Here is a 24,079-nt window from a genome sequence, read left to right as displayed (position 1 = left end):
GCGCCGCCGATTGCTTGATGTCCGGGAAAACCCAACCCGGTGCCTTTCACCGCGGCCTGATCCGGCTGGAGCGCGTCATCGATCGGCTCCGCCCGAAGCGGATCGTGGGCGAAAAATCCATCGTCCGCTGCTTCGAGGCCTATGGTCGCGGCCGGACGGTGATCGTCCGCGGTCGGGTCGAGATGAAACGGGAGCTGCGCCCGTCGGACATCGATGACTCGCGGCGGCGGAACTTCCTCACCATGGCGGCCAATTTTTTCACCCGCGAGATCCCTCACGCGAGGATCTACGGCGAGGTCGCCGGCGAGACCTTCGAGGCTACGGCCGACGACGAAGGCTATTTCCTCCACCGCCTCGAGCTGGCGCACGAACCCGCCGACTTCGAGTTCGACTTTTCCGCGACCGTTTCGAGATCGGAGGAGCCCGGGACGGAAAAGCCGCGCACTTCCGGCCTGGTTCTCATGGTCCGGCCGTCGGCGCGCCGCGTGATCATCAGCGATGTGGATGACACGGTGATCGAGACCGGAGCCGCCAAGTTATGGCAACTGCTCAAGACCACCTTGTTGGAAAACGAGCACACCCGGAGGGTGTTCGAAGGCGTGTCCGGATTTTATGCCGACCTGCAGCGCGGGGGGTCGGGAAACGAGAGGAATCCGATCTACTATGTGACCAGTTCGCCGTGGAACCTGCGGGATTTTCTGCTCCGCATCTTCGAGCTTCGCGGCACTCCGCGCGGCCCGCTTTTCATGACGGACTGGGGTATCGATCGCGCCAAGCTCTTCAAGCCCGGCCATCACGAACACAAGCTCCACGTCATCCGCCACCTGCTCGATTTCCACGACCCGTTGCCCGCCGTGCTGATCGGCGACAGCGGCGAGCAGGACCCCGAGATCTACTCCGCGATCGTCCGCGAGCACCCGGGCCGGGTCGCCGCCATCTTCATCCGCGATGTCACCGGCAGCCTGCGGGCCGACGAGATCGCCCGCCTCGCCATGGCCTGCCTGGAGCAGGGCGTGCCGCTCCACTTGGTCGAGGACACCCGCGCCGCCGTCCGCGAAGCCCGCGCCGCCGGCCTGGTGCCGTGAGCACCGCGGCCATCCCCGCTTTTTCCTTTTCCCTTTCTCCGCGCCGCGCCGACATCATCGGGCATGAGCCGGAGCGAAACGACGATGCGCGACCTCGCCGAGCGCGTCCTCTTTTCCGAGTCGCTCGAGGAAAAGCTCGCCCCCGGGCCGCTCACTGCGTCCGACGATTCGCCCGGCCCCGCCATCGCCTTGCCCGATGCTCCCGGGCGGCCGGCCGAGCTGAGGATCCGCGCCGATGGCGTGAAGGCCGGCTTTCCCGGCCCGAACCGGCTCGATGACGACCGCGAGCGCGGCGTGATGCTCCATTTCCTGGCCAACCACGAACTGCTCGCCGCCGAGCTAATGGCGCTCGTGCTGCTCCGCTTTCCCGACGCGCCCAAGGAATACCGCGCCGGCGTCTACGAGGCCATGCGCGAGGAGCAGGCCCACGCCCTCATGTATGTCCGCCGCATGCGCGAGTGCGGCATCGCCTTCGGCGAGCTGCCGGTCAGCCACTATTTCTGGCGCGTCGTCGCGCCCATGGAAACGCCGCTCGATTTCGTCACCCGCCTCAACCTCACCTTCGAGCAGGCCAACCTCGATTTCTCCAAGCACTACGCCGCGCTCTTCCGCCAGGTCGGCGACACGGCCACCGCCGCGGTTTTGGAAAAAATCCACCTCGACGAGATCGGCCACGTCGGCCACGGCGTGAAGTGGTTCCGCCGCTGGAAGCAGCGCGGCGAGTCCGATTGGGACGGCTTCCGCCGCTGCCTTTCTTTTCCGCTCACCCCGGCGCGGGCGAAAGGGCTCGCCCCTTTCCATGCCGAGAGCCGCCGGCTCGCCGGGCTCGACGAGGACTTCATCCGCCACCTCGAGGTCTGCGAGATCTCGCGCGGCCGCACGCCGGTCCTCCACTGGTTCAACCCCAGCGCCGAGTCGCACGCCCGCGCCGCCGCCATGGGCAAACGCTGGCAGCCCGACAAGGTCTCGCTCGCCCTCGAGCACGACCTCGAGGCCCTCATGCTCGCCTGCTGCCGCCGCGATGACGCCGTGCTCATGCGCCGGCTGCCGTCGGTGGAGCATTTGGCGGGCTTGAAAGCAGCGGGCTTCGAGCTGCCGGAGATCATCCCAAAGGAGCACAGGCGTCCCGCCTGTGAACCCTCCGCGCCCGCCCCCACCTCCACCCTCCGAAAACTCTCCGGCCTGCGCCCCTGGGCCTGGTCGCCCGATGCCTCGGAAACCCTCGCCCCTTTCCGCGACGCCATCGCCCCCGGCATGGACCACCCGTGGCGTGAACCCATTCCCAACGAGTGGTTCTCCAAAGCCATCGGCCTCCGGCTCGAACACGCCCTCGGCCCCGTTTCGGAAACCGGCGTCCTCCTCCACGACCGCGAATCCGTCGAGGCCGCCATCGCCCGTCATCTCGAACACGGCCAGGCCCTCCTCAAAGCCCCCTTCGCCTGTTCCGGCCGCGGGCACCTGCGCGTGAACACCGACAGCCTCCCCGCCAAAACCCGCGGCTGGATCGACAACACCCTCGCCGCCCACGGCGCGGTTGTCGTCGAACCGTGGCTCGACCGCGTCCTCGACTTCTCCGCCCTCTACGACGCAAAGCGCGGCGGTGCCGTCGAACTCCTCGGCTTCGCCCTCATGGACAACGACCCCGCCGGCCGCTTCCTCGGCATCCGCGTGGCTCCGAAGTTCGGCCACCTCCTTTTCCGCCGAAGCCTCGGCGAAGCAGGATCGCCGGACCTCGCCACCTTCGTTTTCCGCGAAGCCAAGATCCTCGACCTCTACAAAAGCCAACTCGCCCCGCTCCTCGCCGACCTCCTTCCCGGCTACGAGGGCCCGCTGGGCATCGACGCCATGGTCCACCGCCGCGCCGATGGGTCCTTGGCTTTGAAAGCCATCGTCGAACTCAACGTCCGCTTCACCATGGGCCGCCTCGCCTGGGAGTGGATGAAACGCAGCGGCAACCGCCCCTCCCGTCTTTCCCTCCTGCGAAAAGCCACGATGACCCCGGCGGCGATTTCCGCCCTCGCCGGCGGCCCCGGGCTGTTCCTCAACGACCCCGCCCAAGCCGGGCAATTCCTCGCCCACTGGAGCACCGCTGATGAAACCGGCACCGCCTCGCCCTAGCGGACCCGCCTCTGATTTCCCGGCCCAATTTCCACCCTCGGCCCGGTCGCTTATTTACGCCTGAAGAAAACGGCGACCGAAGGCACGCCGCCCCTGCATGGGGGCGGCGGGCATCGACCGCCGGGCAGGCCCCCCGAACTCCACCCCCCTGAGGTCTCACTTCGAGTCCCTCCCCGCCCGCCTCACCCGAAACGAACCAGCGGCCGACGAAATTCACCCCCGGCAGGGGCACGGGAAAAGAGGGCAAATGGTTTCCGACTGCTTCCGTCGCCCCTGCCGGGGCTCGGGTTCTTGGGCGTGCGGGGTTCCCCGGGGTGAACCCCGGGGCTAAGGTCCTGCGTCCCTTCGGGACTGAAGAGGCGGCGCGCGCGCGGGCGCGAAGGCCGGATTCGCCCGCAGCTTCTTGCCCGTGGGGTGCAGAGCTTGCCGAGCTTCGTGCTCGGGCTCTTGTCGCTCTCAAGCATTTTGAAGGGGTTGCCTGAAAGCAGGTGCGAGACTCGACGCCCAGCTTGTCCACCCCCGAGGATATTCCGAGAACCCCGCCCGACATTCCAAGCACCCCGATCGATATTCCGAGATCCCCGACCGACATTCCAAGCACCCCGACCGATATTCCGATCACCCCGATCGATATTCCGATCACCCCGATCGATATTCCGAGCACCCCGACCGATATTCCGAGATCCCCGATCGATATTCCAAGAACCTCGACCGATATTCCGAGAACCCCGATCGATATTCCGAGAACCCCGACCGATATTCCGAGATCCCCGATCGATATTCCGAGAACCCCGACGGATATTCCAAGAACCCCGGCCGATATTCCGAGATCCCCGACCGATATTCCGAGATCCCCGGCCGATATTCCGAGATCCCCGACCGATATTCCGAGATCCCCGGCCGATATTCCGAGATCCCCGGCCGATATTCCGAGATCCCCGGCCGATATTCCGAGATCCCCGGCCGATATTCCGAGATCCCCGACCGATATTCCGAGATCCCCGACCGATATTCCGAGAACCCCGACGGATATTCCGAGGACCCCGGCGGGCATTCCTCGTGGAGGGGCCGGGCGGGGTGCAGGGCTTCTGAATGATCGGTTGGGCGGGGCGCGTTCCGCTTCGAGCTACCGAGGGCGGGCGTCTTTCCGACTTCACCATCATGGACCACAACCCCACCGGCCGCTCCAAGGCGTCCGCGGCGCCCCGCGCAGGTTCGGCCCTCTCTTGAAGGAGTCTCCCGCTGATGACGGCTTACGGATCGCCCGGCATTTCTCCGCGCTTGCCCGCACAGGGAGGAAGAAGGCTCGCATCCACCCGAAAACCGCGACACCTTGAAGCATTCGTCCCCATGCATCGACGGTGAGACATGAAATCAAGAATCCTCACCCCCACCTTCCTCCGCCGAGCCCTGGCCCTACTACCCTGCGCCTTCCTGGCAGGGTGCATGGGAGCTGGCTTCCGGCCCCTCCCGGCGGGCGTGGAGCGGGAAAACGTGATCTTTTCCCCTCCCTCCTGGCCTCAACGTTTGCCGGCGACGGTTTATCATCATCCGCGCCAGCCGCCTGCGCCGGCCGTGCTGGTGATTCATGGGGGCAGCTGGAAGGCGGACGATGTGCGATGGTCGATGGAGCCGATCTCCAAAGCGCTCGCCCGCGCCGGCTACGTGGTGGTGAACGCGACCTATCGCGGCACGCCGGACGACCCGTATCCCGCCGCCGTCCGCGACCTCGAGATGGCGGTCCGCTGGATGCGCCGCCATGCCGGGCGCTATGGGATCGACCCGGAAAGGATCGCCACGCTGGGGTACTCGGCCGGCGGCCATCTCGCCGCCCTGCTGGCCCTCCGTGAGGGAAATCCGGAGTGGATCCGCGCCATCGTGGCCGGCGGTGCTCCGTTCGATCTGGAACTGGATCCGAACGACGAGGCCGTGACGGCTTTCCTCGGCGGGACGCACGACGAGGTCCCGGCCCGCTTCCACCAAGCTTCGCCCGTGAACTTCGTGGGGCCGACGAGTCCGCCGCTCTTCATTTTCCACGGGACCGCCGACCACCGGGTGGCACCTGCCCAAGCCCGCCGGATGGCCGCCGCCTACCGGGGAGACGGCCGACCCTTCCGGACCTACTGGGTGGAAGGCCGAGGCCACCTGGCCACCCTCGCCTTCCCCGGTGGGGCGATCGATGAAGCCATCCGATTCCTGAATGAGCAGCTCATGCCGGGAAAGCAGGAGTCGCCCTGAGCCGGCCGGGGTTACAGGCGACCGCTACTCGTCGGGGCCGCCGTGCCACATCCAGACCAGGGTGTCGGCCAGAGTGGCCTCGAAGACCCTGCGGTCGCAGTGGCCGGTGGCCTGGCTGAAGACGAAGCGGTAATCGTAACCCTTCTTCTTCAGGGCCGCAGCGGTGCGTTCGTTGGCCAGGACCCAGTTGTGATGGCTCGCTTCGGGGCGCTCGGCACCGAGGTCGTGCTCGGAGACGTGGGTGAAGATCCGCAGCGGCTTCGTGGCCGAGTTTTCGATGAGCTTCATGCCGGAGTGGTATTCCCAGGCGCCGAGGGGAAAGGCCTTTTCCTCGGGGGCGTCATCATCCTGCTGGTCGACGAAGGTGCCGGAGTAGGCGATGATGCGGCGGAACAGGTCGGGCCGGAACCAGCCCATGGTGAGGGCGGCGGCCCCGCCCGAGCTGCAACCCATGACGGCGTGGCCCCACGGATCGGAGGTGAAAGCAAGCTTCGGGTAGGCGGCGCGGATCTCTTCGTTCGCGAGGACGGCGGGAAGGACCTCTTCCGTGATGAAGCGGGCGAGCCGGTCGGACATCGTGTCGTACTCCAGCCCGCGTTCGCTGCCCTTGCTGTCGTCGCCCCCGTTTTCGACCGCGATGACAATGAAGGCCGGAAGCCGGCGAGCCGGATCCTGGGAAAGGGTCAGGTTGTCGAGGGCGTGGCGCACCAGGTCGAGCTGGGAAGGTCCATCGTGCATGACGAGGAGGGGAGCCTCCGTGCCGCCGACGTAGGCGGCGGGGATGTAAACGAAGATGCGGCGTTCGGTGCGGACCTTCTTGGAGGGGTCGAGCGTCGGGTCATCGCCATGGAAGATCCGGCTGTCCGCCAACGGCATGCGGAACTCGAACGACCTGCCGGTGGGGTTTCCCCGGTCGGTCAGGTCGGGATCGATGGGGTAGTCCGGGCCGATCAGGTGGTCGCCATTCCCATCGTCGGCGGGATCCGCGGCGCGGGCCGGAAAGGCCAAGGCCGCCAGGGAGGCGAGGAAGGCAGGGACGAAGCGGCGGAACGGGATCGTGGGATTCATCGGCGCGGACGGGCGAAGAGCGGGACCGCTTGAAACGGTTCCGTGCCGCCTGGCCTTTCGATGGAGTCACCGAAGTGCCCGCCAGCGCGGCCACCGCGGCCGGTTCGGCTTGCGTGGTCCGATCGGAACTGGCGACGTGAGGCCGTGAAAGTCGCCGTTTTTTCCACCAAGCCCCACGACCGGAAGTCGCTCACCGAGGCGGCCTCGGAGCATGAGTTCGTTTTTTTCGAGAACCGCCTGCGGCCCGAGACGGCCAGCCTGGCGGACGGCTGCCGGGCGGTGTGCGTGTTTGTGAACGACGAGCTCGACGCGGCCACGCTCCGGCAGCTTGCCGCCGGCGGGGTGGAGCTGGTGACCCTGCGCTGCGCCGGCTTCAACAACGTCGATCTCGCCGCGGCCGCCGAGCATGGCATCCGCGTGATGCGGGTGCCGGAATACTCACCGCACGCCGTGGCGGAGTACTGCCTGGCCCTCCTGCTGGCGGCGAACCGCCACATCCACAAGGCCTACAGCCGGGTGCGGGAGGGCAACTTCGAACTCAAGGGCCTGCTCGGCTTCGACCTCCACGGCAAGACCGTCGGGGTGGTCGGCACCGGCCGGATCGGGCGCATCTTTTGCCGCCTGCTCCGCGGCTTCGGCTGTCGCATCCTGGCCTACGATCCGTATCCGCACCAAGAAGCCATCGAGCTGGGTGCCCGCTATGTCCCGCTCGGGCAGCTGCTCTCGGAGTCCCACGTGATCACCCTCCACTGCCCCCTCACGCCGGAAACCCACCACCTGATCGATGACGCGGCCCTCGCCCGCTGCCGCGACGGCGTGCTGCTGGTGAACACGTCGCGCGGCGGTCTGGTGGACACCGAGGCGGTGATCCGGCACCTGAAATCCCGCAAGATCGGCGGCCTGGCCCTCGACGTTTATGAGGAGGAGTCGGGCATTTTTTTCGAAAACCTCAGCGACGAGGTGATCGACGACGACGTGCTGATGCGGCTGATGACGTTTCCCAACGTCCTCGTGACCTCGCACCAGGCATTCTTCACCGCCGAGGCGCTGGCGAACATCACCCGTGTGACGCTGGGCAACCTCGACGCCTTTTCGCGGGGGGACGCCGGGAATGCGACCGAGGTCGGGAGCCGATGAACCGGCCAGCCGGCCGGGGCCCGGGCCGGCGGGGCTCGTTCACGTTCTGTGTCATGAATGCAACCAAACGCACGATGGATGGTTAGATTCGGGCCCCTGCCTGCGTTAAAACGCTTACGGGAAAACCGGGAAAGGGTCTGGCCCTGACTGGTTGTTTTTGCAAAGTGCTGGTGTGACGAATCCGTCACAATATTGAAATGGACGCCCATCAAGATCGCCGAGAGTTCAAATTCCTCCTGCCGCGGGAGAAATTCGAAGTCGTGCGCGCGGAGGTGGCGGAGTTTCTTTCCGTGGATCGCGGCGCGCGGGACGGCTACCGGATCCTGTCCGAGTATTTCGACTCGGATGATCGCGACAGCTACTGGGAGAAGGTCTTCGGGCTGCCCAACCGCCGGCGGATCCGGACGCGCGTCTATGGCACGCCGGGCAGCGGCCGGGCGCTCACGCGCTTCATCGAAATCAAGCACAAGCAGGACGGACTGACCGTGAAACGACGGCTGCCCGCCTGCGACGAGGAACTGGAGGCGTTTGTGAAGGGGGAGCTGCCGGAGCAGGCCGAAGAGGAGGACCTGCGGGTGCACGCCGAGCTGGCCGAGCTGCTCCAACGCCCCCCGAAAAGCCCCGTGGTCCGCATCCAGTACCACCGTTTCGCCTATGACAGCGGCGTGGATGGCACCATCCGCATCACCTTCGATACCGATGTCCGCTGCGGCTTCGCCCACGTGCGGCTGTGCGAGGACGCTCCGGAGCCCGAGCTGCCGCTGCTCGACGAGGGCTGGGCGATCATGGAGGTCAAGACCATCGGTCCCGTGCCCTATTGGTTCCGCAGCCTGATCGGCAAACACTCGATTTCCCCGCAGGGCTTCAGCAAGTACGCCGTCGCCCTCGAACGTTACGAACTTGGGAAAAACCCACCCCTGCCCCTTCATGATCCTGAGCAACCTGTTCGAAGACATTGCAGCATCCAGTAACAGCGCCGTCCCCGGCCCGGCGGAAGTCGCGCTGGCCATGGGCTACAGCCTGCTGCTCAACCTGATCATCGCCGCCATCTACCGCGGCACCTACAAGGGCACACGCTACTCGCAGGACTACGTCCAGACCCTGATCATCATCGGCGTGGTCACGACCATCCTGATCATGGTGGTCAGTGGAAACGGAGCGATCGCCTTCGGCATGTTCGCGGCCTTTTCGGTGATCCGCTTCCGCCGCACGCTCGGCCAGTCGCGGGACCTCGCCTTCGTGTTCTTCGCCATGGCCATCGGCATGGTGGTCGGCGCCCGCCACTACGCCATGGCCGCGGTGATCATCGGCGTGGTCGGGCTGGCGATCTACCTGCTTTCCGTCACCAACGCCTTCGCCCCGCGCCGCGCCTCGCACCTGCTGACGATGCGCCTGACCAACGACATCGACTTTGAAAAGGCGCTCAAGCCGATCTTCGACCGGTTCACGGTGGGCACCCAGCTGGTTCGGGTTTCCTCCGCGCAAGCCGGGATGATGACCGAGCTGCGCTACGGCATCCAGCTGAAGGAGGATGCCAGCACGCCCGAGTTCCTTGAGGCCCTCCAGCTCGCCTCGGGCAACAACCGCGTGGTGCTGGCGCCGACCGAAAAGGAATTCGACTCATGACGCCCGCCCGCTCCGCCCGCCGCCTTCTGGTCTCCACCCTTCTGGCCACCGCCGCGGCGCAGGCGGGATCCGAGCCGGCGCCCGACGCGAAGGAGGAGAAAAAGCCCAAGGCCAAGGGCTGGGATTTCTGCGAGTGGATCCAGGACGATCCCGGCGTGCTCTACGAAGACGAGGACTCGTGGTTTCTCAACAAGGTCGAGATCGGCGGCCGGTTTCACTACCAGGCCGCCTACCTCGGCGGCAAGGACATCAACGGCCGCCATTTCCACGACACCTACGATGAATACCGTAGAGCGCGGATCGAATCGAAGTGGGAGCTCGCCCGCTTTTTCACCGCGGAGGTCAACGTCAACCTCGTCGATGACCGCCGGTTTCGTGACAGCTACCCGTATGAGCTGGATTGGGGCTACGACACCTTCGACACGCTCACGCTCGAGCTGGATCTCGACAAGGCGCTGGACCTCGACTGGCTCGACAAGCTGGAGCTGACCTACGGCAAGATGAAGCTCAAGGTCGGCGAGGAAAACCACCAGTCCTCCCGCGAGATCCTGACCATCGAGCGCTCCGCCATTTCCGACCGGATCGGCGGCGATGCCAGCCGGCCGACCGGCGGCGTGCTGGCGATCGGCAAGGACGACTTCGACCTGACGCTGGGCGTCTTCAGCGGCGAGGACGATGCCGACGTGCTGGGCTCCTGGAACGACGGCCTTTTCTACTACGCCAGCCTGGCCTGGGAGCCGGAGGACGAGTGGCGCTTCGTCTTCGACCAAGTGGTGAACGACCAGCACCACCGCGACATGGCGCTCGGTTTCGCCTGGGTCAGCTCGCTGTCCGGCGTCTACGAAGAAGATGACTGGGGCATCCTGGTCAACGGCGTCTACGGCGACAACGGCGGCGATCAGGAAGGCAACGCCAACCCCCGCCGACAGGGCGACTTCTGGGGCGGCGTGGTGATGCCGTGGTACTGGATTCTGGAAGACAAGCTGCAGTTCGTCTGCGCCTATCAATATCAGCGGGCCCAGGAGGAGGAAGGCATCCGCCTCGACAGCCGCTACATCCGTGCCCGTCACGACGATCCGCTGATCGATGTGGAGAACGGCCGCGGCGACCGCAGCCGCACGCTCTACGCCGGGCTGAATTACTATATCTGCGACAACAACGCCAAGATCATGGGCGGCATCTCCCGGACCAACCTCGACACCCGCAAGGGCGAGGTCTCGGCCTGGAGCTACCTGATCGCGTTCCGGACGTATTTTTAAAAAGCCGGCCCGGCCGGGACGCGAAAAGGCCCCCGGTCATCCAACCGGAGGCCCCTTTGAGAAAAGCGCTTTCAAGGACCGGTCACTCGTCCTCCATGAACTCGTCGTGGCCCTTCTTCTTGGCGTCGCGCAGGGAGCCGACCAGTTCCTTCACCTTGTCCTTGTCGTCGGCCACGAACGCGGCCTCGATCTCGCACATGGTGACCAGCACCCGGGCGATCTGCGTGCGATAGCTGGCCATGGCGGCCTCCTTGCTGCCGGGGTGCCCGCCCTTTTCGACCAGCTCGGGCGTCATGGTGAAGGCCTTGAGGATCGCCTCCTGAGCCTCGCGGGCGAGCTTGGCCCCCTCGGCGCTGTCATCGACCCGGCGCATCGCCTTGTAGGCATCATTGAAGGCCTCCATTTGCTCGCCGAGCGGCGTTTCCTCCTCGGCGGGAGCGGGGATCACGGTGGCCAGCGCCAGGGCGAACAGCGGAAAGAGCAGTTTTTTCATACCCCGCCATACACGCGCAGCCGCCCCGACCTGTCAACGCACCCTCGTGGCTTCCCCTCTTGGCGAAGCGGAAATCGCCGTTCATCCTCCCGCCGATGTCCGGCACCCAGCTCACCCCGATGATGGCGCAGTACCAGAAAATGCGCCGCTCGTTGCCCGCCGACGTCCTGCTGCTCTTCCGGCTCGGCGATTTCTACGAGATGTTCTTCGAGGACGCCCAGACCGCCGCGCCCATCCTCAACGTCGCGCTCACCCGCCGCAACTCGGTCCCGATGTGCGGCGTGCCCTACCACGCGGCCGACAACTACATCTCCCGCCTGGTCAAGGCCAACAAGCGCGTCGCCATCGCCGAGCAGACCACCGATCCGGTTCCCGGAAAAATCGTCGAGCGCGAGATCACGCGGATCATCTCCGCCGGCTCGGTCATCGAGGAGCACCTGCTCGACGACTCGCGCCCGAACCACCTCGCCGCCGTCTTTGTTTCCGGGAAAAAAATCGGCCTCGCCTGCATCGACCACACCACCGGCGCCTTCAGCGTCGCCGAGTTCGATGCCCGCGGCGCGCTGCTCGACGAACTCGCCCGCCTGACGCCCTCCGAGTTGTTATTTTCGGACGAACAGCACGATCACTTCGGCGACTTCCGCGCCGGCCAGGCCTACGACGCCTTCGCTTTCCTGCCCGAGCCCGCGGGCCAGCTCCTGTGCGACCATTTCGGCGTCCATTCGCTCGATGGCTTCGGCTGCGCCGGCCTGCACGCCGCCACCGGGGCCGCCGGCGCGGTGCTCCACTACCTCATCCACCAGCTGCGCCGACCCTGCGACCACGTCCGCAACCTCAAGGTCCGCGAGGACGCCCGCACCGTCCTCATCGATGCCGCCAGCCAGGCCAACCTCGACCTCATCGACTCCCGCTCCGGCCGCAAGCACACCCTGCTCGGCGTCCTCGACCGCACCAAGACCCCCATGGGCGCGCGGCTGCTGCGCGACTGGATCCTCCACCCGCTGCGCGAAATGGAGCCGCTCCTCGCGCGCCAGGACTTCATCGCCGCCTTCCTCGCCGAACCTTTTCTCCATTCGAAGATCCGCGAATCCCTCACCGGCATTCGCGACGTCGAGCGCACCACCGTCCGCCTCTCCCAAGGTGCCGGCAACGCCCGCGACCTCCTCGCCCTCGCCACCTCCCTCGACCACATCCCCGAACTCAAAGAGGACCTTTCTTCCCTTTCCCAATCTGCAATCTGCAATCTGCAATCTACAATCTTCCCGCGGCTGCACGACTTCACGGAACTGACTGAGTTGTTAGGAAAAGCGCTCGCCGAAGAGCCGCCAGCCACTCTGAAGGACGGCGGCATCATCCGCGATGGCCACAGCCCCGAGCTCGACGAACTCCGCTCCGCCTCGCGCGATGGCAAGCAGTGGATCGCCAAGCTCCAGGAAGACGAGCGCAAGCGCACCGGCATCGACTCCCTCAAGGTGAAGTTCAACAACGTCTTCGGCTACTTCATCGAAATCTCCGCCGCCAAGCTGGCCACCGCCACCATCCCGGACGACTACACGCGCAAGCAGACCATGGCCAACGCCGAGCGCTTCATCACCCCCGCGCTCAAGGAGATGGAAAGCAAGGTCCTTGGCGCCGAAGAGCGCGCCAAGCAGCTCGAATACGAGCTTTTCCTCTCGCTCCGCCAGCAGGTCTGCACCCACCTCGACACCCTCCAGGAAACCGCCGCCGCCGTCGCGGAAATCGACGTCCTCGCCGGCCTCGCCGAAACCGCGAGAACCCACAACCACTGCCGCCCCGTTCTTGAGGAAAGCCGCCGTTTGGAGATCACCGACGGCCGCCACCCGGTCCTCGAGCAGACCCTCGTCGACGAGAAGTTCGTGCCGAACGACTCGACCTTCGATCCCGATGAGTCCCTCGTCCAGATCCTCACCGGCCCGAACATGGCCGGCAAGTCGACCTACATCCGCCAGGTCGCCCTCATCACCCTCATCGCCCAGATCGGCGCCTACGTCCCCGCCGCCTCGGCTACGGTGGGCCTGGTAGATCGCATCTTCTGCCGCGTCGGCGCGTCGGACGACCTCTCCCGCGGCCAGTCCACTTTCATGGTCGAGATGAACGAAACCGCGCTCATCCTCAACCACGCCACCGACAAGAGCCTGGTCATCCTCGACGAAATCGGCCGCGGCACCGCCACCTTCGACGGCCTTTCCATCGCCTGGGCGGTGGCCGAGCACCTGCACGATTCGATTTCCTGCCGCACGCTTTTCGCGACGCACTACCACGAGCTGACCGACCTCGCGGAAACCAAGGCCTCGGTGGCGAACTTCAACGTCGCCGTCCGCGAGTGGAACGAGGAGATCATTTTCCTGCGCAAGATCCTCCCCGGCGCCGCCGACAAAAGCTACGGCATCCAGGTCGCCCGCCTCGCCGGCCTGCCCGCTCCGGTCATCGACCGCGCCCGTGACATCCTGAGCCACCTCGAAATGCACTCCGCCAAGCCCGACGCCAAGAAGCGCGGCCCCAAGGCGAAGAACACGCGCCCCAAGGACATGCCCGAGCCGAACCCGCCGCAGCTCGACCTTTTCGACTGAAGGCAGCGTGCCTGGGGGGCCGCGCTCGCACGTCACCGGCCCGGCATCGGCTGGCGATGCGGAGGCCTTCCTGCCGGATGGGAACGCATTCCGCGACAACCCACCGCCCGCCCGCGCCATATGCCTCCCGTGAAAGCTCTTCTCCTGCTGGCCCTGGCGATCGCCCCCGCCGCGGCGCGATCGTGGTCCGACGAGGTGCTGTATTTCGCGCTCACCGATCGTTTCCACGACGGCGATCCATCCAACAACACGCCGCCGGGATGCGATCCCGCGCTCGACGATCCGGCGCAGGAAAACATCAACCTCTATCATGGCGGCGACCTGCGGGGCCTCGAACTCGCCCTGCAGGGCGGCTATTTCAGCGAACTCGGCGTCACCGCCCTGTGGATCACCCCGCCGGTGCGGAACGTGTGGCGCTCCGGCTACGATGCCGGCGGCTGGAAGACCGGCTACCACGGCTACTGGGCGCAGGATTTCCTCGATATCGACCCGCACCTCACCAGCGCCACCTCGCTCGCGGGAAAGCCCTACCCGGAGGGTGCCGAGGGGCGCATGGAACATTACCGGGACTTCGTCGCGCTGGCCCACGCCAAGGGCATCCGGGTCGTCCAGGACGTGGTGCTGAACCACGCCGGACCCGTGTTTTACTACGATGCCGATGGCGATGGAGTCTTCGACTCCGGCTCCAAGGACGAGTGGGTGCAGCCCTTCGAGCGCCGCGGCTTTCACGACAACGCGCGCTGGGCCGGGCTGCCGCAGTGGAACATGGCCCGCACCGAACCCACCGGGCCACGCGAGCTGCTGGGCCGGCGGCTCGCCCTGAGCGGCGTGCTCGGCCGGCTCGATGCCTACGGCCGCAAGGGCTTCTCGCCCGACAGTCTCGGCAAGAACGATGGCGAGGAGGTGATGTGCGATTTCTTTTCGCTGCGCGACCTGTGGACCGATCCCGAGGGCGCGAACTTCGACCGCCTGGTCGATGAGTTCGTCTCCATCTACCACTTCTACCTGCACGATGTGGGCGTGGACGGGCTGCGGATCGACACCGTCAAGCACGTCCACCACGAGTTCTGGGACGCCTTCACCCGCCGCCTGCGCCAGCGGCTGGGGAGCGAGGCCGCGGACAAGATCCTGTTCGGCGAGGTGTTCGATGGAAGCCCGGCCAAGCTCGGCGAGTACACCTGGCGCACCGATGCGCCGGCCGACCCCTCGCCCTGCCTCGACTCGGTGCTCGCCTTCCAGCTCTGCTTCGCCCTGCGGGACTACCTGCTGCGGCCCGGGGAGGCGTATGGAAATGCCCGCCCGATCGAGGCCGCCATGTCCGCCTTCAGCGACGGCCGCTTCCCCGATGGCCGCTTTTTCTACAACCGCACCCCGGGAGCGGACGGCCTGAACTCGCTGCAGAAGTCCGTCACCTTCGTAGAGAACCACGACAGCATCAACCGCTTCCGCGTGGCAGGCATCACCGAGCGCCGCAACCAGCTCGCGCAGGGCCTGGTGATGACCCTGCCCGGCATTCCCTGCCTCTACTACGGCGCCGAGGTTTCGCTGCAGGATGGCCGGGGAAACATCGGCCAGGACAGCGAGACCGGCCGCATGACCCTGTGGAGGCACGGGGCCGCTCCGACCTTGGAAAAGCTTCGGCAAGACGAGTCGTTCCGGGCCATCCAGCGGCTGGCCCGGGCCCGCCGCGAGTTCCCCGCGCTACGCGAAGGCGGCTTCCGGCCCCTGTGGTGTGACAGTGACGGGACGGCCGAGGACGACGGCCTCTTCGCCTTCGCCCGCACGCTGGACGAGCCCGGGGCGAGCGTGATCGTGGTTTGCAATCTTTCCCCGAAGGAGGGCCTCACCGGACCGCTGGAGGTTTCCCCGCTGCTGCCGCGCGGCGCGAACTGGCGGGGCGATCCCGTCATCGGCCGTGGCGGCCCGCGCACCGCCACCGACCGCTTTTCCGCCCCGCCGCGCTCGCTGGTGATCTACCGGGCCCAGGCGTCGGAGCCGGCCCGCCCCGGAACGCGCTGATCTGCCTGGAGGACCGCCCGCCCACCGGGAACGGATCGGCGCTGTGCGCTGCGGTCGTTTGACAGCGGCGGGCCGCGGATGCCCTATTGGAGGATGTTCGCCCCCCATTTACCGGTCCTCGAAATCGGGCTCCGCGTTCTGCTGCTGGGGCCGATCGCCCTGCTCTGGGTCAACGCCTTGGTGCGGCGGATCGGCCTCCGCACCTTCTCCAAGATGACGGCCGTGGATTTCGTCTGCACGCTGGCCACCGGCTCGCTGCTTGCCGCCTGCGCGAAGGCCACGAGCTGGTCGGACTACCTGCAGGCCTCGCTTTCCATCCTCGCCCTGCTCGGCCTCCAGGCCCTGCTCACCTTCCTGCGGCGCCGCAGCCGGAGAGTGATGGGGGTGTTGGAAAACGAGCCCGTCGTGCTGATGCGGCGCGGTGTTTTCGACCAGGCGAGGATGGACGCATGCCGCGTCACCGAGGCCGACATCCTCGCCAAGCTGCGCGAGGCCAACGTCCTCGAGCTATCCGCCGCGGAAGCCGTGATCCTCGAAACCACCGGCGACATCTCGGTCCTCCATGGCGGCCGCCCGGAGGCCGCCCTGCTCAAGGACGTCCGCAGTGGCCACGGTTGCTGAACGCGGCCCGGTTCGCTCGCGGAAAGCGGGGAACGGCCGGCGGGAATGACGCGCCTGCCGCGGGTGGAGACCCGCGGCCGGTCCGGCGATTGGACCCGTCATTCGAATATCAGCCGACCCGAAGGTTTCCCCTCGATCATTGACATTTCTTCGGCGGTGGGGCTTTTCAGGCATTCGGTGCAGAATTTCCGGAATCCTCCCATGCTTCGCCTCCCATGAAACGTCCAGGACCTTGGCTCGCCCTGTTCATGCCTCTCGTGCTGCAACCCGTGCCGGCCCAGGTGACCTCCCCCAAGGTCGATTCGGTTTCCTCCACGGAAGTCGCCATTTCCTTCACCGCCCCCCCGGGGACGCCGCTGGCGAATCTCGCGCTGGAGAGCAATCCGGACTTGTCCGCCACGAACTGGAACGTCGAGGCGGGCGCGAGTTTCTCGCTGGTCGGTGGTTCGGCGTTCTCGGTCACGGTTCCCCGGCCGACCGGCCCGGCGGGCGAGCGCCGCTTCTACCGGATCCTGCTCGATGGCGAGGTGATCGTGACCTTCGATACCGACGACTTCGCCGAGGGCGGGACGGCGGGCTTTCCCGTGACCTTCGATGCGCCTTTCACCGGCTCGGTGCCCTACAGCATCTTGCGGAGCGACGGCTCGACGCTGGAGGGGACGCTGAACCTGACCCACGCCACCTCCGCCGTGATCCCGTTTTCGGTGGCGGATGACGACGCGGTCTCGGGGGGCCGCTTCGTGACGCTGAGCGTGAGCCCGGAGGCCGGCTCCAGCTTCACCCGCTCCTACGACATCTCCGACAACGACCAGCTGTGGGATGGCGTGTTCACCGACAGCGACGGGGGCGAGCTGACCTTCGTGCTGGAGGACATCGTCCAAGCCGGCGGGCGCTCGCTGAGGCTGGTGAACCGGGACGGAGCCAGCTTTTTCCCGGCGGGCGCCGGTCCGCTGGTCAGCTCGGGCACTTTCGACGATTCCTCGATTTCCGTGACGATCGGCAGTGCCACCCGGCTGGGCGACGAGAATGCGTTCGGGTTCCCTTCCTACTACGAGCTGACCCTCGACGGCCTCGTGCGCTCCGGCAGCGACGGCCGGTATTTCGAAGGTGAAAACCTCGGCGATGCGGTGCTGGTCCACCATGTGGGCCGCATCAACCCGGCGGTCGATCCGCCGACCGACCGCCTCGACGCCGAGGCCGGGAACGACTCGCTGCCCAGCGCCACCGACCTGGGGGCGCTCAGCCCGGCGGAGCCGACGATCGCCCTCAACGGGCTATCGATCAACGGCGACCCGGACTTCTATCGCTTCACCTCCCCGGGCGGAGCCACGGTGAACATTCGCATTGAGTTCGCGCATGCCGACGGCGACCTCGACATGACCCGCTACGACGGCGGCGGCACCTCGGTGGAGTTCTCGAACGGAACCGCCGACCACGAGCAGTTCACCTTCGTCTCGGCCGGAGGGACCAGCACGATTCAGGTTTACGGGTTTTCCGGCGCCCGCAACGCCTACCGGCTGATGATTTCCACCGAGGCGCTGCCGCCGCCCACATCCGGCGCGCACCTCGGAACCACGGTCGACGGGCGCTTCGCCATCATCAAGCGGCCGCTGCCCCCGGCGGACGGCAAGGCGGCCCTCATCACCCCGGCCCACTGAGCCCCCACCATGTCCTACTCGTGAAAACGACAACCTCTCTCGCGCTTCTGGCCGCCTTCGCCCTGGCCCCGCTCCTCCGTGCCGGCGATGGCCCGGGCGGCGTCGGCGTCCGAGGCTCCGACCTCCGCCTCTGGATGGACAGCCGCGCCGGCTACGACCTGGTGACCAGCTCGCCGCGGCTGATCCGCAACTTCGCCGACGGATCGGTCCTGTCGCCGGCGACCGACCGCGGGGTGGTGACGCAGGTGATCCGCGACAACGCCACCTCACGCGATTCCAAGGCGCTGACCGCCACCGACTGCGTGTTGGCGCTGAAGCTGAACGAATCCTCGACCGACGGGCCGGCCCATGACCGCTTCGATTCGAGCCGCAGCGGGACCTACTTCGGCCATCCCGTGGCCGGCATGAAATTCTACGGCAGCTCCGGGGTGGAGTTCGACGGCACCAACGGCGTCAGCCTACCGGCGAACGGCGCGCTCGAGGCCCTGACCGGAGATTACGAGGTCAGCGTGTGGATCAAGCCTTCCTCGCTGGTCGGCCGCCAGCCGATCCTGACCGCCGAACCGTCAGCGAGCGGTGGCTTCGCCCTGGCGCTCAATGGCGATCATCTTCTGGTCAACGATTGGGCGGTGGCGGCCTACGATTTCACCAACCTCAAAATCAAGGCGCACGAGTGGACGCACATCCACATGATCGTGCGCTTCCCCTTTGGCACCCCCCGCAAGACGGTGCAGATCCGTTTGAACGGCGGCGAAGTCTTCGGTCAGGCGTCGAACAGCTCGACCCTCCAGATCAACACCAACCTCACCCCGCCGTCCAATACCCGCTACTACGTGGCCAAGGTGCCCGGCTTCAGCGACGGCTTCCACGGTGCCATCGCCGATCTCCACGTCTACGGACATGCCGGTCCCGCCAACCCGCAGATCCTGGACTACGAACTCGTCGACATCATCGAGACCGCAAAGGAGCATCCGCTCAACCACCGCGCGGCGGTCCGCTTCAACTCCTCGAACCGCGACACCGCCCGCAGCGCCCCGACCATGGCGGTCAGCGACACCATGTCCCTGTTCGCGGTCAGCCGCTACGATGCCCCGGTCTATCAGGACGGGGAAACCCAGAGCGTGGTCCTGCGCAGCACGAACGGAAACTTCTTCGCCCAGATCCCCGATCGCAACGGCAAGGTTTCCTTCCACCTGGGAGGTTCCGTTTTCTCCGGCTACGACACGGCGGCGGGGACGATCCGCGGTGATTATCAGCAGCCCGGATTCCCCTCCAAGGACCAGTTCCGGATCTGGAGCATGATCACCGGCTCCGGGGGCGCGATCAACGTGATCCGCGAGGACGGGCGCGTGATCGCCTCGGGAAACCCGAACCCCACCGGCGGCTTCGACACCCTCTCGATCGGCAACGACTCGCTCTTCTCCGGCAGCGGGCCGGCCCATGAGATCGGCGAGGTGATCCTCTACAACCGCCGCCTTGAAGACCCCGAGGCGACCCTGGTCACCAACTATCTCTCCGCCAAGTTCGGCAAGAGCCGCCCGGCCATCGATCTCTTCGCCGGCGACGATCCCTCGATGGGCGACTACGACTTCGATCTCATCGGCATCCTGAACACCGCCTCCAGCAAGCACGACGCCTCGACCGGCGGCGGCCTCACCCTCGAGGACGTGGATTTCCTCCGCAGCTCCGGTGGCAGCGGCGTCATCACCTCCAACTCGTTCCTCGCCGCCCACAACCAGACCGCGGTCAAGGGGCGCTTCATCCCCGCCACGATCGCCAGCGTGATCCCCCGCGAGTGGTTCTTCGACGTCCGCACCGAGTTCACCGGGACGCAGGTGCACCTCGCGTTCGACTACCACATGTCGGTCGACCCGCGGGAGAACTTCACCGTCCCCCCGCACCTCACCCACCATCTGCTCTTCCGGCCGACCCGGACCTCGGATTACGAAATCGTCGCCACGATCGACCGCGACGGCTCGCTGGTGGACTTCGGCAATCTCACCGTGGGCCCGGACGAGGTCCTCAAGACCGGCTACTACGCCATCGGCTGCTCGCGCGAGGCGACATCGCTGCTGCCCACGGCCGGCAAGACCTTCGAGGTGCGCTATGACTCAACCGTGTCCGTCGTCCAGCGGAGCGGCAACGTATGGCGCGTGCCCTTCCAGGAATCCTTCTCGTTTTCCGCCGAATCGGCGATCGGCGCGGCGATCACCGCCATCAATGCCGAGCCCAATGACGGCACGGTGAACTACCTCGACCTCCGGGGCCTCAAGCTGCCCGGAACGGCGGCTCCCTCCTCGGCGAACACCTTCCGTCTCGTCAATTCGGGCTTCGCTGCCCTGCTGCGCAACACCGTGGTCGAGGGACCCTCCGACATCCCGCCGGGGCGGCTGGTATTCACCAATTCCTGCGGCATCGGGGTGGACGGCGGCGCCTGCGTGGAGCTGCGCCACCTGTATTTCGACGGCTGCGCCGGCCAAGGCTTCGCGGGCGCCCTCGATATTCACACGGGCGATGTGTTCGTGAGAAACTGCGTCTTCAAAAACAACACCAACACCGGCGCCAGCGGCAGTTTCCCCAACTTCGTGACCACTCCGGGAGCCAATGCCCGGCCCTTGGGCGTGGAGCTCGGCTTTACCAACACCGTCCTTCTCGGCGCCGCGCCGGAGCGGGCCTCGGACGACATCGACTTCGTTTCCCCTCGGCCGCCCCTCTACCAACGCAGCAGCGGGGGCGATGGATCCTTCGCCCAAGGCGGCGCCGCGGGGGGACGCTACAATGAAGGCGGGGCCAACACCGGCACCCTCGGCGGTGTCGGCGGCTTCGGCGCCTGCGACGGTGCCGCGGGGTTCGAGACCCCGAAGGTCGGCGGCGGCAGCGCCGCACTTGGCGGTGCCATCTTCATCTATCGCGGAAACCTGCGCATCGAAAACTCCGGCTTCCTCGACAACAGCGCGGTCGGCGGCACCGGCGGATCGCGCCTTCGCATCAACCCCGACGGCTCGACCAGCGTGACCTCCCAGGCCGCGGGATACGGCGGGGCGGTCTTCGCCTGGGACGAGGCGCGGGTGGAGTCGTTCCGCGACAGCATCCTCTCCGGAAACATCTCGGACAACGCGACGGACAACCCCTTCGACGCACCCATCGCCGGCGTGAACAACGGACCTTTCTACGGTGGCGGCTTCCCCTCGGCCGAGTTGCTGGCGGAAACCTCGGCGACGCTCGACCTGCTCACCTACATCAATCCCATCACCGGTGCGGTCAACGACGACGCCATCACCGCCTACCAGTATCTTCTCTACCAAAAGGAAGGCCCGCTGGTGAAACCCCGCTACGACCTCTTCGATACGACCATCGCCACCGATGCCAAGGTCGCCGCCTTCGTCGCCGCCCTCGCGCCGCTGAAGGCCCGCGCGGCGGCCGATCCCGATTCCGTTTTCACCCAGCGGCTGCTGCTCGACAGCCTCCACCACCTCGCCTCGATCTACGGCATCAAGGGCGACTCCGCCTACCAGAACTGCGTCTCCGCCCCGCTCGATCCCGGCTTTGTTTCGACCAACCTCAGCCAGGAAATCGACGAGCTGACCGCCGCGCTCGGCTTCTATGAGCAGGGCATCATGGGCTACGTCGACTGCCTCAAGCAGCCGGTGGTGTTCCAGGCCTTCCGCAAGCTGGTCCCAAGCATCCCCTACCAGACCTACTACTATGCGGATGCCGGCACCTACCAAGCCGTGCCGGCGGCGACCACTGCCGGGGTGTCCGGACTCGTCGCGTGGGAATCCACCCGCTACCGGGACCTGGCGCTGCTTTTCGAGCTGCTCGACGACTACGGCCGGGGAGCCAGCCGGCTGGTCGAGACCCTCGTCCGCCGCAACCTCCACGAGCGGATCGAAGGGGAAGAAAGCCTTCCCGCCGACCGGGACCTGGCGCTGCAGATCGCCAACCGGAGCCAGGTGAAGCTCCAAGGCTGGGGTGACGCCCTGCTGGCGGTCTTTGGCGATGACTTGGTGATGTCTCCCGAAACGACGCCGGGCCTCGAACGCTCCGTCGCCAACTGGCGCCAGGCCCTTTCCGAGCTGGGCACCGCGCAGTCCGCGCTGAAGGGCGAAACCAACCCCATCGGCTACGCCAACGATTTCCTGATGCTCCTGCCCAACTCGGACATCGCCACCCTCACCGGCAACCTCAAGTTCCACTCCTTCGATGGTTTCATCAAAATCCTCGACCCCACCAAGTCCGGCAGCCCGATGAAGTCCGCGAAGGACTCCTTCCAAGCCGCGGTGGACTCCAACGGCCAGTTCGAGGAGTCCCAGGACAAGCTCACCGAAGAGGCGACCAAGCTCATCAGCTCGGCCCGCGAACGCCTGCGGGAAATCACCGGCAAATACCCGGAGGAAACCGGATTCGACACCCCGTGGCTCAACGTCGGAAGCGCCTTCTGGGAACAATTCCAGAACATCGACCGCGCCAAGAGCGAGATCACCCGCAACCGGATCCACATCGACAACCTCAACGAGGAGATCCGCATCGAAATCAAGCGCGTCGAGGACCAGAAGGGCATCAACATCAAGCGCGACGACCTGGTGATCGAGTATGGCGACAAGGTCTCGAAGATCGACGACCAGATCGCCGCCATCGAGATCAGCCAGAACGCGCTCGGCGGCATTACCGATGCGCTCGACCCCGAGCTGATCTCCGGCGGCCCGCTCGGCCTGGCGGTGCTGGGCGCCAAGCTCTTCAACGTCGCCGCCCAGGCCGGGGCCGAGGTCGGCAAGGCCGAGCTGGAAAGCCAGAAGGACGAGCTGGCCACCCAGCAGATGAAGGATGAGACCGCGCTCGACAACGAATCTCTCGACATCGACAGCAAGGCCTTCATCGCCACCCGCCTGCTCGACATGAAGGAGCTCGACCTCGACTCACAGGTCGCCGCCCAGAACCTGCGCCAGGAGGCGGGCCGCCTCGCGGCGCTCACCGATGAGATCCAGCGGCTGCTCAAGAACATCGAGGAGGCCCAGACCACCATCCAGGACCGCGTGTATGCGGATCCTTCCCAGCGGCTCCGCGTGAGCCAGGAGTATCAGGACTACCTCTTCGACTTCCGCCTTGCCCAGCAGTGGTTGTTCTTTGCCACCCGCGCCCTCGAGTACAAGAAAAACGGGCCCTTCAACGACGGGGTCAACACCCTCGACACGCTCTTCAAGATCCGCAGCTACCCCGAGCTGGAAGATTACTACGAGGCCCTGATCGCCTTCGACAACGCCACCGGGGCCACCGACACCCAGCAGAACGACTGGTTTTCGCTGCGCGAGGACAGCTACGGCATCGAACCCACCACCGCCGGCGGCGACGGCGAGTTCCGCAACCATTTCGAACTCGTCGAGTCCGGCCCGCGCGCACCCTATTACCGGCTGGTTTTCTCCACCCTGCGCACCCCCTCGGGAGGGGCCTTCTTCAGCACCAACGAGTATCTCGACAAGATCGGCTCGTTCAAGATGCTCATGACCTTCGGCAGCACCCCCGCTTCGAACCGGATCACCGCGCGCATCCGCTACGGCGATGTCAGCTACTTCCGCGATCGCACCGCGGGCTTCCCCAATCCCGCCAGTGCCGATGAGCTGGAGAGCGAGTTCATCACCTACATCAACCGCGATTGGGCGCTGGGGGCCTGGAATTCAAGCGGCACCTCGCTACTGCCGAACCGCTACGTCCAGGTGCGCTTCAATCCGATCTCGATCCCGGTGCGCCAGCGAATCGAGGATGGAAACCCCACCTCCGACGACGCCGCCATCGCGCCGGAGACCGAGTTCACCGCCTTCCGCGAGCGCAGCGTGGCCGCCACCCGCTGGGAGTTGGAGATTCCAACCACCAACCTTTCCCCGGCGGGCCTCGCCGACGTGAAGGACATCCGCATCAAGTTCCAGCACTTCTCCTCGCCGCGGCAGTAGGGGCCACCTCTGCCGCGCGGGAGGCGGAGTGGCAAACGATCACTCCAGCGAGGGGGCCCGTCGGCGTGAGCTTCCGAAAAACCGAGCGTTTTTAGGCAGTTCCGGGGACAGGCATGTTGATCCACAAGGAGTTGAGCGAACCGTGCCGGCCCGTGGTTTCCCGCACGCGATCTTGCGCAGTCATGGAAATTGCCGGCCTCGCGGGCGAAACCTAGGAACCG

14 protein-coding genes are annotated in these 24,079 nt (G+C 66.3%); 12 read left to right on the top strand and 2 right to left on the bottom strand.

All coding sequences use genetic code 11. From position 1 onward, the window contains the following. Positions 1 to 17 precede the first annotated feature (17 nt). From ABXH26_RS09865 to ABXH26_RS09855, 3 genes are all read left to right on the top strand, one after another. On the top strand, positions 18 to 1,085 hold the full coding sequence (locus ABXH26_RS09865) for an App1 family protein phosphatidate phosphatase (protein ID WP_353566891.1): 1,068 nt from the start codon (positions 18 to 20) through the stop codon (positions 1,083 to 1,085). A gap of 63 nt (positions 1,086 to 1,148) precedes the next feature. Further along, positions 1,149 to 3,203, top strand: a complete 2,055-nt coding sequence (locus tag ABXH26_RS09860; protein WP_353566890.1) for a DUF455 family protein — start codon at positions 1,149 to 1,151, stop codon at positions 3,201 to 3,203. A gap of 1,368 nt (positions 3,204 to 4,571) precedes the next feature. Next, positions 4,572 to 5,441: an alpha/beta hydrolase fold domain-containing protein gene (locus ABXH26_RS09855; protein ID WP_353566889.1), complete on the top strand. Its 870-nt coding sequence runs from the start codon at positions 4,572 to 4,574 to the stop codon at positions 5,439 to 5,441. 24 nt (positions 5,442 to 5,465) lie between these two features. On the opposite strand, the gene ABXH26_RS09850 is transcribed toward ABXH26_RS09855, so the two are convergent. Then, complete coding sequence (locus ABXH26_RS09850) at positions 5,466 to 6,509, bottom strand: alpha/beta hydrolase (RefSeq protein WP_353566888.1); 1,044 nt, start codon at positions 6,507 to 6,509, stop codon at positions 5,466 to 5,468. 144 nt (positions 6,510 to 6,653) lie between these two features. Here ABXH26_RS09850 and ABXH26_RS09845 point away from each other — a divergent pair, with 144 nt between their 5' ends. The 4 genes from ABXH26_RS09845 (at position 6,654) to ABXH26_RS09830 (ending at position 10,531) form a co-directional block, all read left to right on the top strand. After that, on the top strand, positions 6,654 to 7,646 hold the full coding sequence (locus ABXH26_RS09845) for a 2-hydroxyacid dehydrogenase (protein ID WP_353566887.1): 993 nt from the start codon (positions 6,654 to 6,656) through the stop codon (positions 7,644 to 7,646). 197 nt (positions 7,647 to 7,843) lie between these two features. Further along, complete coding sequence (locus ABXH26_RS09840) at positions 7,844 to 8,617, top strand: polyphosphate polymerase domain-containing protein (RefSeq protein WP_353566886.1); 774 nt, start codon at positions 7,844 to 7,846, stop codon at positions 8,615 to 8,617. Beyond that, on the top strand, positions 8,574 to 9,272 hold the full coding sequence (locus ABXH26_RS09835) for a DUF4956 domain-containing protein (protein ID WP_353566885.1): 699 nt from the start codon (positions 8,574 to 8,576) through the stop codon (positions 9,270 to 9,272). The genes ABXH26_RS09840 and ABXH26_RS09835 overlap by 44 nt, the downstream gene beginning before the upstream one ends. After that, a complete protein-coding gene (locus ABXH26_RS09830) occupies positions 9,269 to 10,531 on the top strand; it encodes a porin (RefSeq protein ID WP_353566884.1) in 1,263 nt (420 codons plus the stop codon). Before ABXH26_RS09835 ends, ABXH26_RS09830 begins: the two co-directional genes overlap by 4 nt. Positions 10,532 to 10,613: 82 nt before the next feature. On the opposite strand, the gene ABXH26_RS09825 is transcribed toward ABXH26_RS09830, so the two are convergent. Further along, a complete protein-coding gene (locus ABXH26_RS09825) occupies positions 10,614 to 11,024 on the bottom strand; it encodes a cytochrome b562 (RefSeq protein ID WP_353566883.1) in 411 nt (136 codons plus the stop codon). A gap of 95 nt (positions 11,025 to 11,119) precedes the next feature. Here ABXH26_RS09825 and mutS point away from each other — a divergent pair, with 95 nt between their 5' ends. The 5 genes from mutS to ABXH26_RS09800 all read left to right on the top strand — a co-directional run bounded on the left by mutS (position 11,120) and on the right by ABXH26_RS09800 (position 23,858). Further along, entirely contained in the window at positions 11,120 to 13,615 is a 2,496-nt protein-coding gene (gene mutS / locus ABXH26_RS09820) for a DNA mismatch repair protein MutS (RefSeq protein ID WP_353566882.1), read from the top strand. A 129-nt stretch (positions 13,616 to 13,744) separates the two neighbouring features. Next, positions 13,745 to 15,634: an alpha-amylase family glycosyl hydrolase gene (locus ABXH26_RS09815; protein ID WP_353566881.1), complete on the top strand. Its 1,890-nt coding sequence runs from the start codon at positions 13,745 to 13,747 to the stop codon at positions 15,632 to 15,634. A gap of 93 nt (positions 15,635 to 15,727) precedes the next feature. Then, the gene (locus tag ABXH26_RS09810; RefSeq protein WP_353566880.1) at positions 15,728 to 16,255 is read left to right on the top strand and encodes a DUF421 domain-containing protein; all 528 of its coding nucleotides are present in this window, start codon (positions 15,728 to 15,730) and stop codon (positions 16,253 to 16,255) included. Positions 16,256 to 16,470: 215 nt separating this feature from the next. Then, complete coding sequence (locus ABXH26_RS09805; RefSeq protein WP_353566879.1) at positions 16,471 to 17,913, top strand: hypothetical protein; 1,443 nt, start codon at positions 16,471 to 16,473, stop codon at positions 17,911 to 17,913. 20 nt (positions 17,914 to 17,933) lie between these two features. Continuing rightward, positions 17,934 to 23,858 carry a LamG-like jellyroll fold domain-containing protein gene (locus ABXH26_RS09800; RefSeq protein WP_353566878.1) on the top strand — a complete coding sequence of 1,975 codons (5,925 nt, stop codon included), beginning with the start codon at positions 17,934 to 17,936 and terminating at the stop codon, positions 23,856 to 23,858. Positions 23,859 to 24,079: the final 221 nt, after the last annotated feature.

Source organism: Haloferula sargassicola, assembly GCF_040362925.1.
GTDB classification, from domain to species: Bacteria; Verrucomicrobiota; Verrucomicrobiia; order Verrucomicrobiales; family Akkermansiaceae; genus Haloferula; species Haloferula sargassicola.
This window is presented reverse-complemented; position numbering and strand designations above follow the sequence as displayed.

What these genes read in the sequence shown, in the direction of transcription:
- ABXH26_RS09865 (WP_353566891.1), top strand. Translation starts at nt 18, where the DNA reads ATGTCCGGGAAAACCCAACCCGGTGCCTTTCACCGCGGCCTGATCCGG.
- ABXH26_RS09860 (WP_353566890.1), top strand. Translation starts at nt 1,149, where the DNA reads ATGAGCCGGAGCGAAACGACGATGCGCGACCTCGCCGAGCGCGTCCTC.
- ABXH26_RS09855 (WP_353566889.1), top strand. Translation starts at nt 4,572, where the DNA reads ATGAAATCAAGAATCCTCACCCCCACCTTCCTCCGCCGAGCCCTGGCC.
- ABXH26_RS09850 (WP_353566888.1), bottom strand. Translation starts at nt 6,509, where the DNA reads ATGAATCCCACGATCCCGTTCCGCCGCTTCGTCCCTGCCTTCCTCGCC.
- ABXH26_RS09840 (WP_353566886.1), top strand. Translation starts at nt 7,844, where the DNA reads ATGGACGCCCATCAAGATCGCCGAGAGTTCAAATTCCTCCTGCCGCGG.
- ABXH26_RS09835 (WP_353566885.1), top strand. Translation starts at nt 8,574, where the DNA reads ATGATCCTGAGCAACCTGTTCGAAGACATTGCAGCATCCAGTAACAGC.
- ABXH26_RS09830 (WP_353566884.1), top strand. Translation starts at nt 9,269, where the DNA reads ATGACGCCCGCCCGCTCCGCCCGCCGCCTTCTGGTCTCCACCCTTCTG.
- ABXH26_RS09825 (WP_353566883.1), bottom strand. Translation starts at nt 11,024, where the DNA reads ATGAAAAAACTGCTCTTTCCGCTGTTCGCCCTGGCGCTGGCCACCGTG.
- mutS (WP_353566882.1), top strand. Translation starts at nt 11,120, where the DNA reads ATGTCCGGCACCCAGCTCACCCCGATGATGGCGCAGTACCAGAAAATG.
- ABXH26_RS09810 (WP_353566880.1), top strand. Translation starts at nt 15,728, where the DNA reads ATGTTCGCCCCCCATTTACCGGTCCTCGAAATCGGGCTCCGCGTTCTG.
- ABXH26_RS09805 (WP_353566879.1), top strand. Translation starts at nt 16,471, where the DNA reads ATGAAACGTCCAGGACCTTGGCTCGCCCTGTTCATGCCTCTCGTGCTG.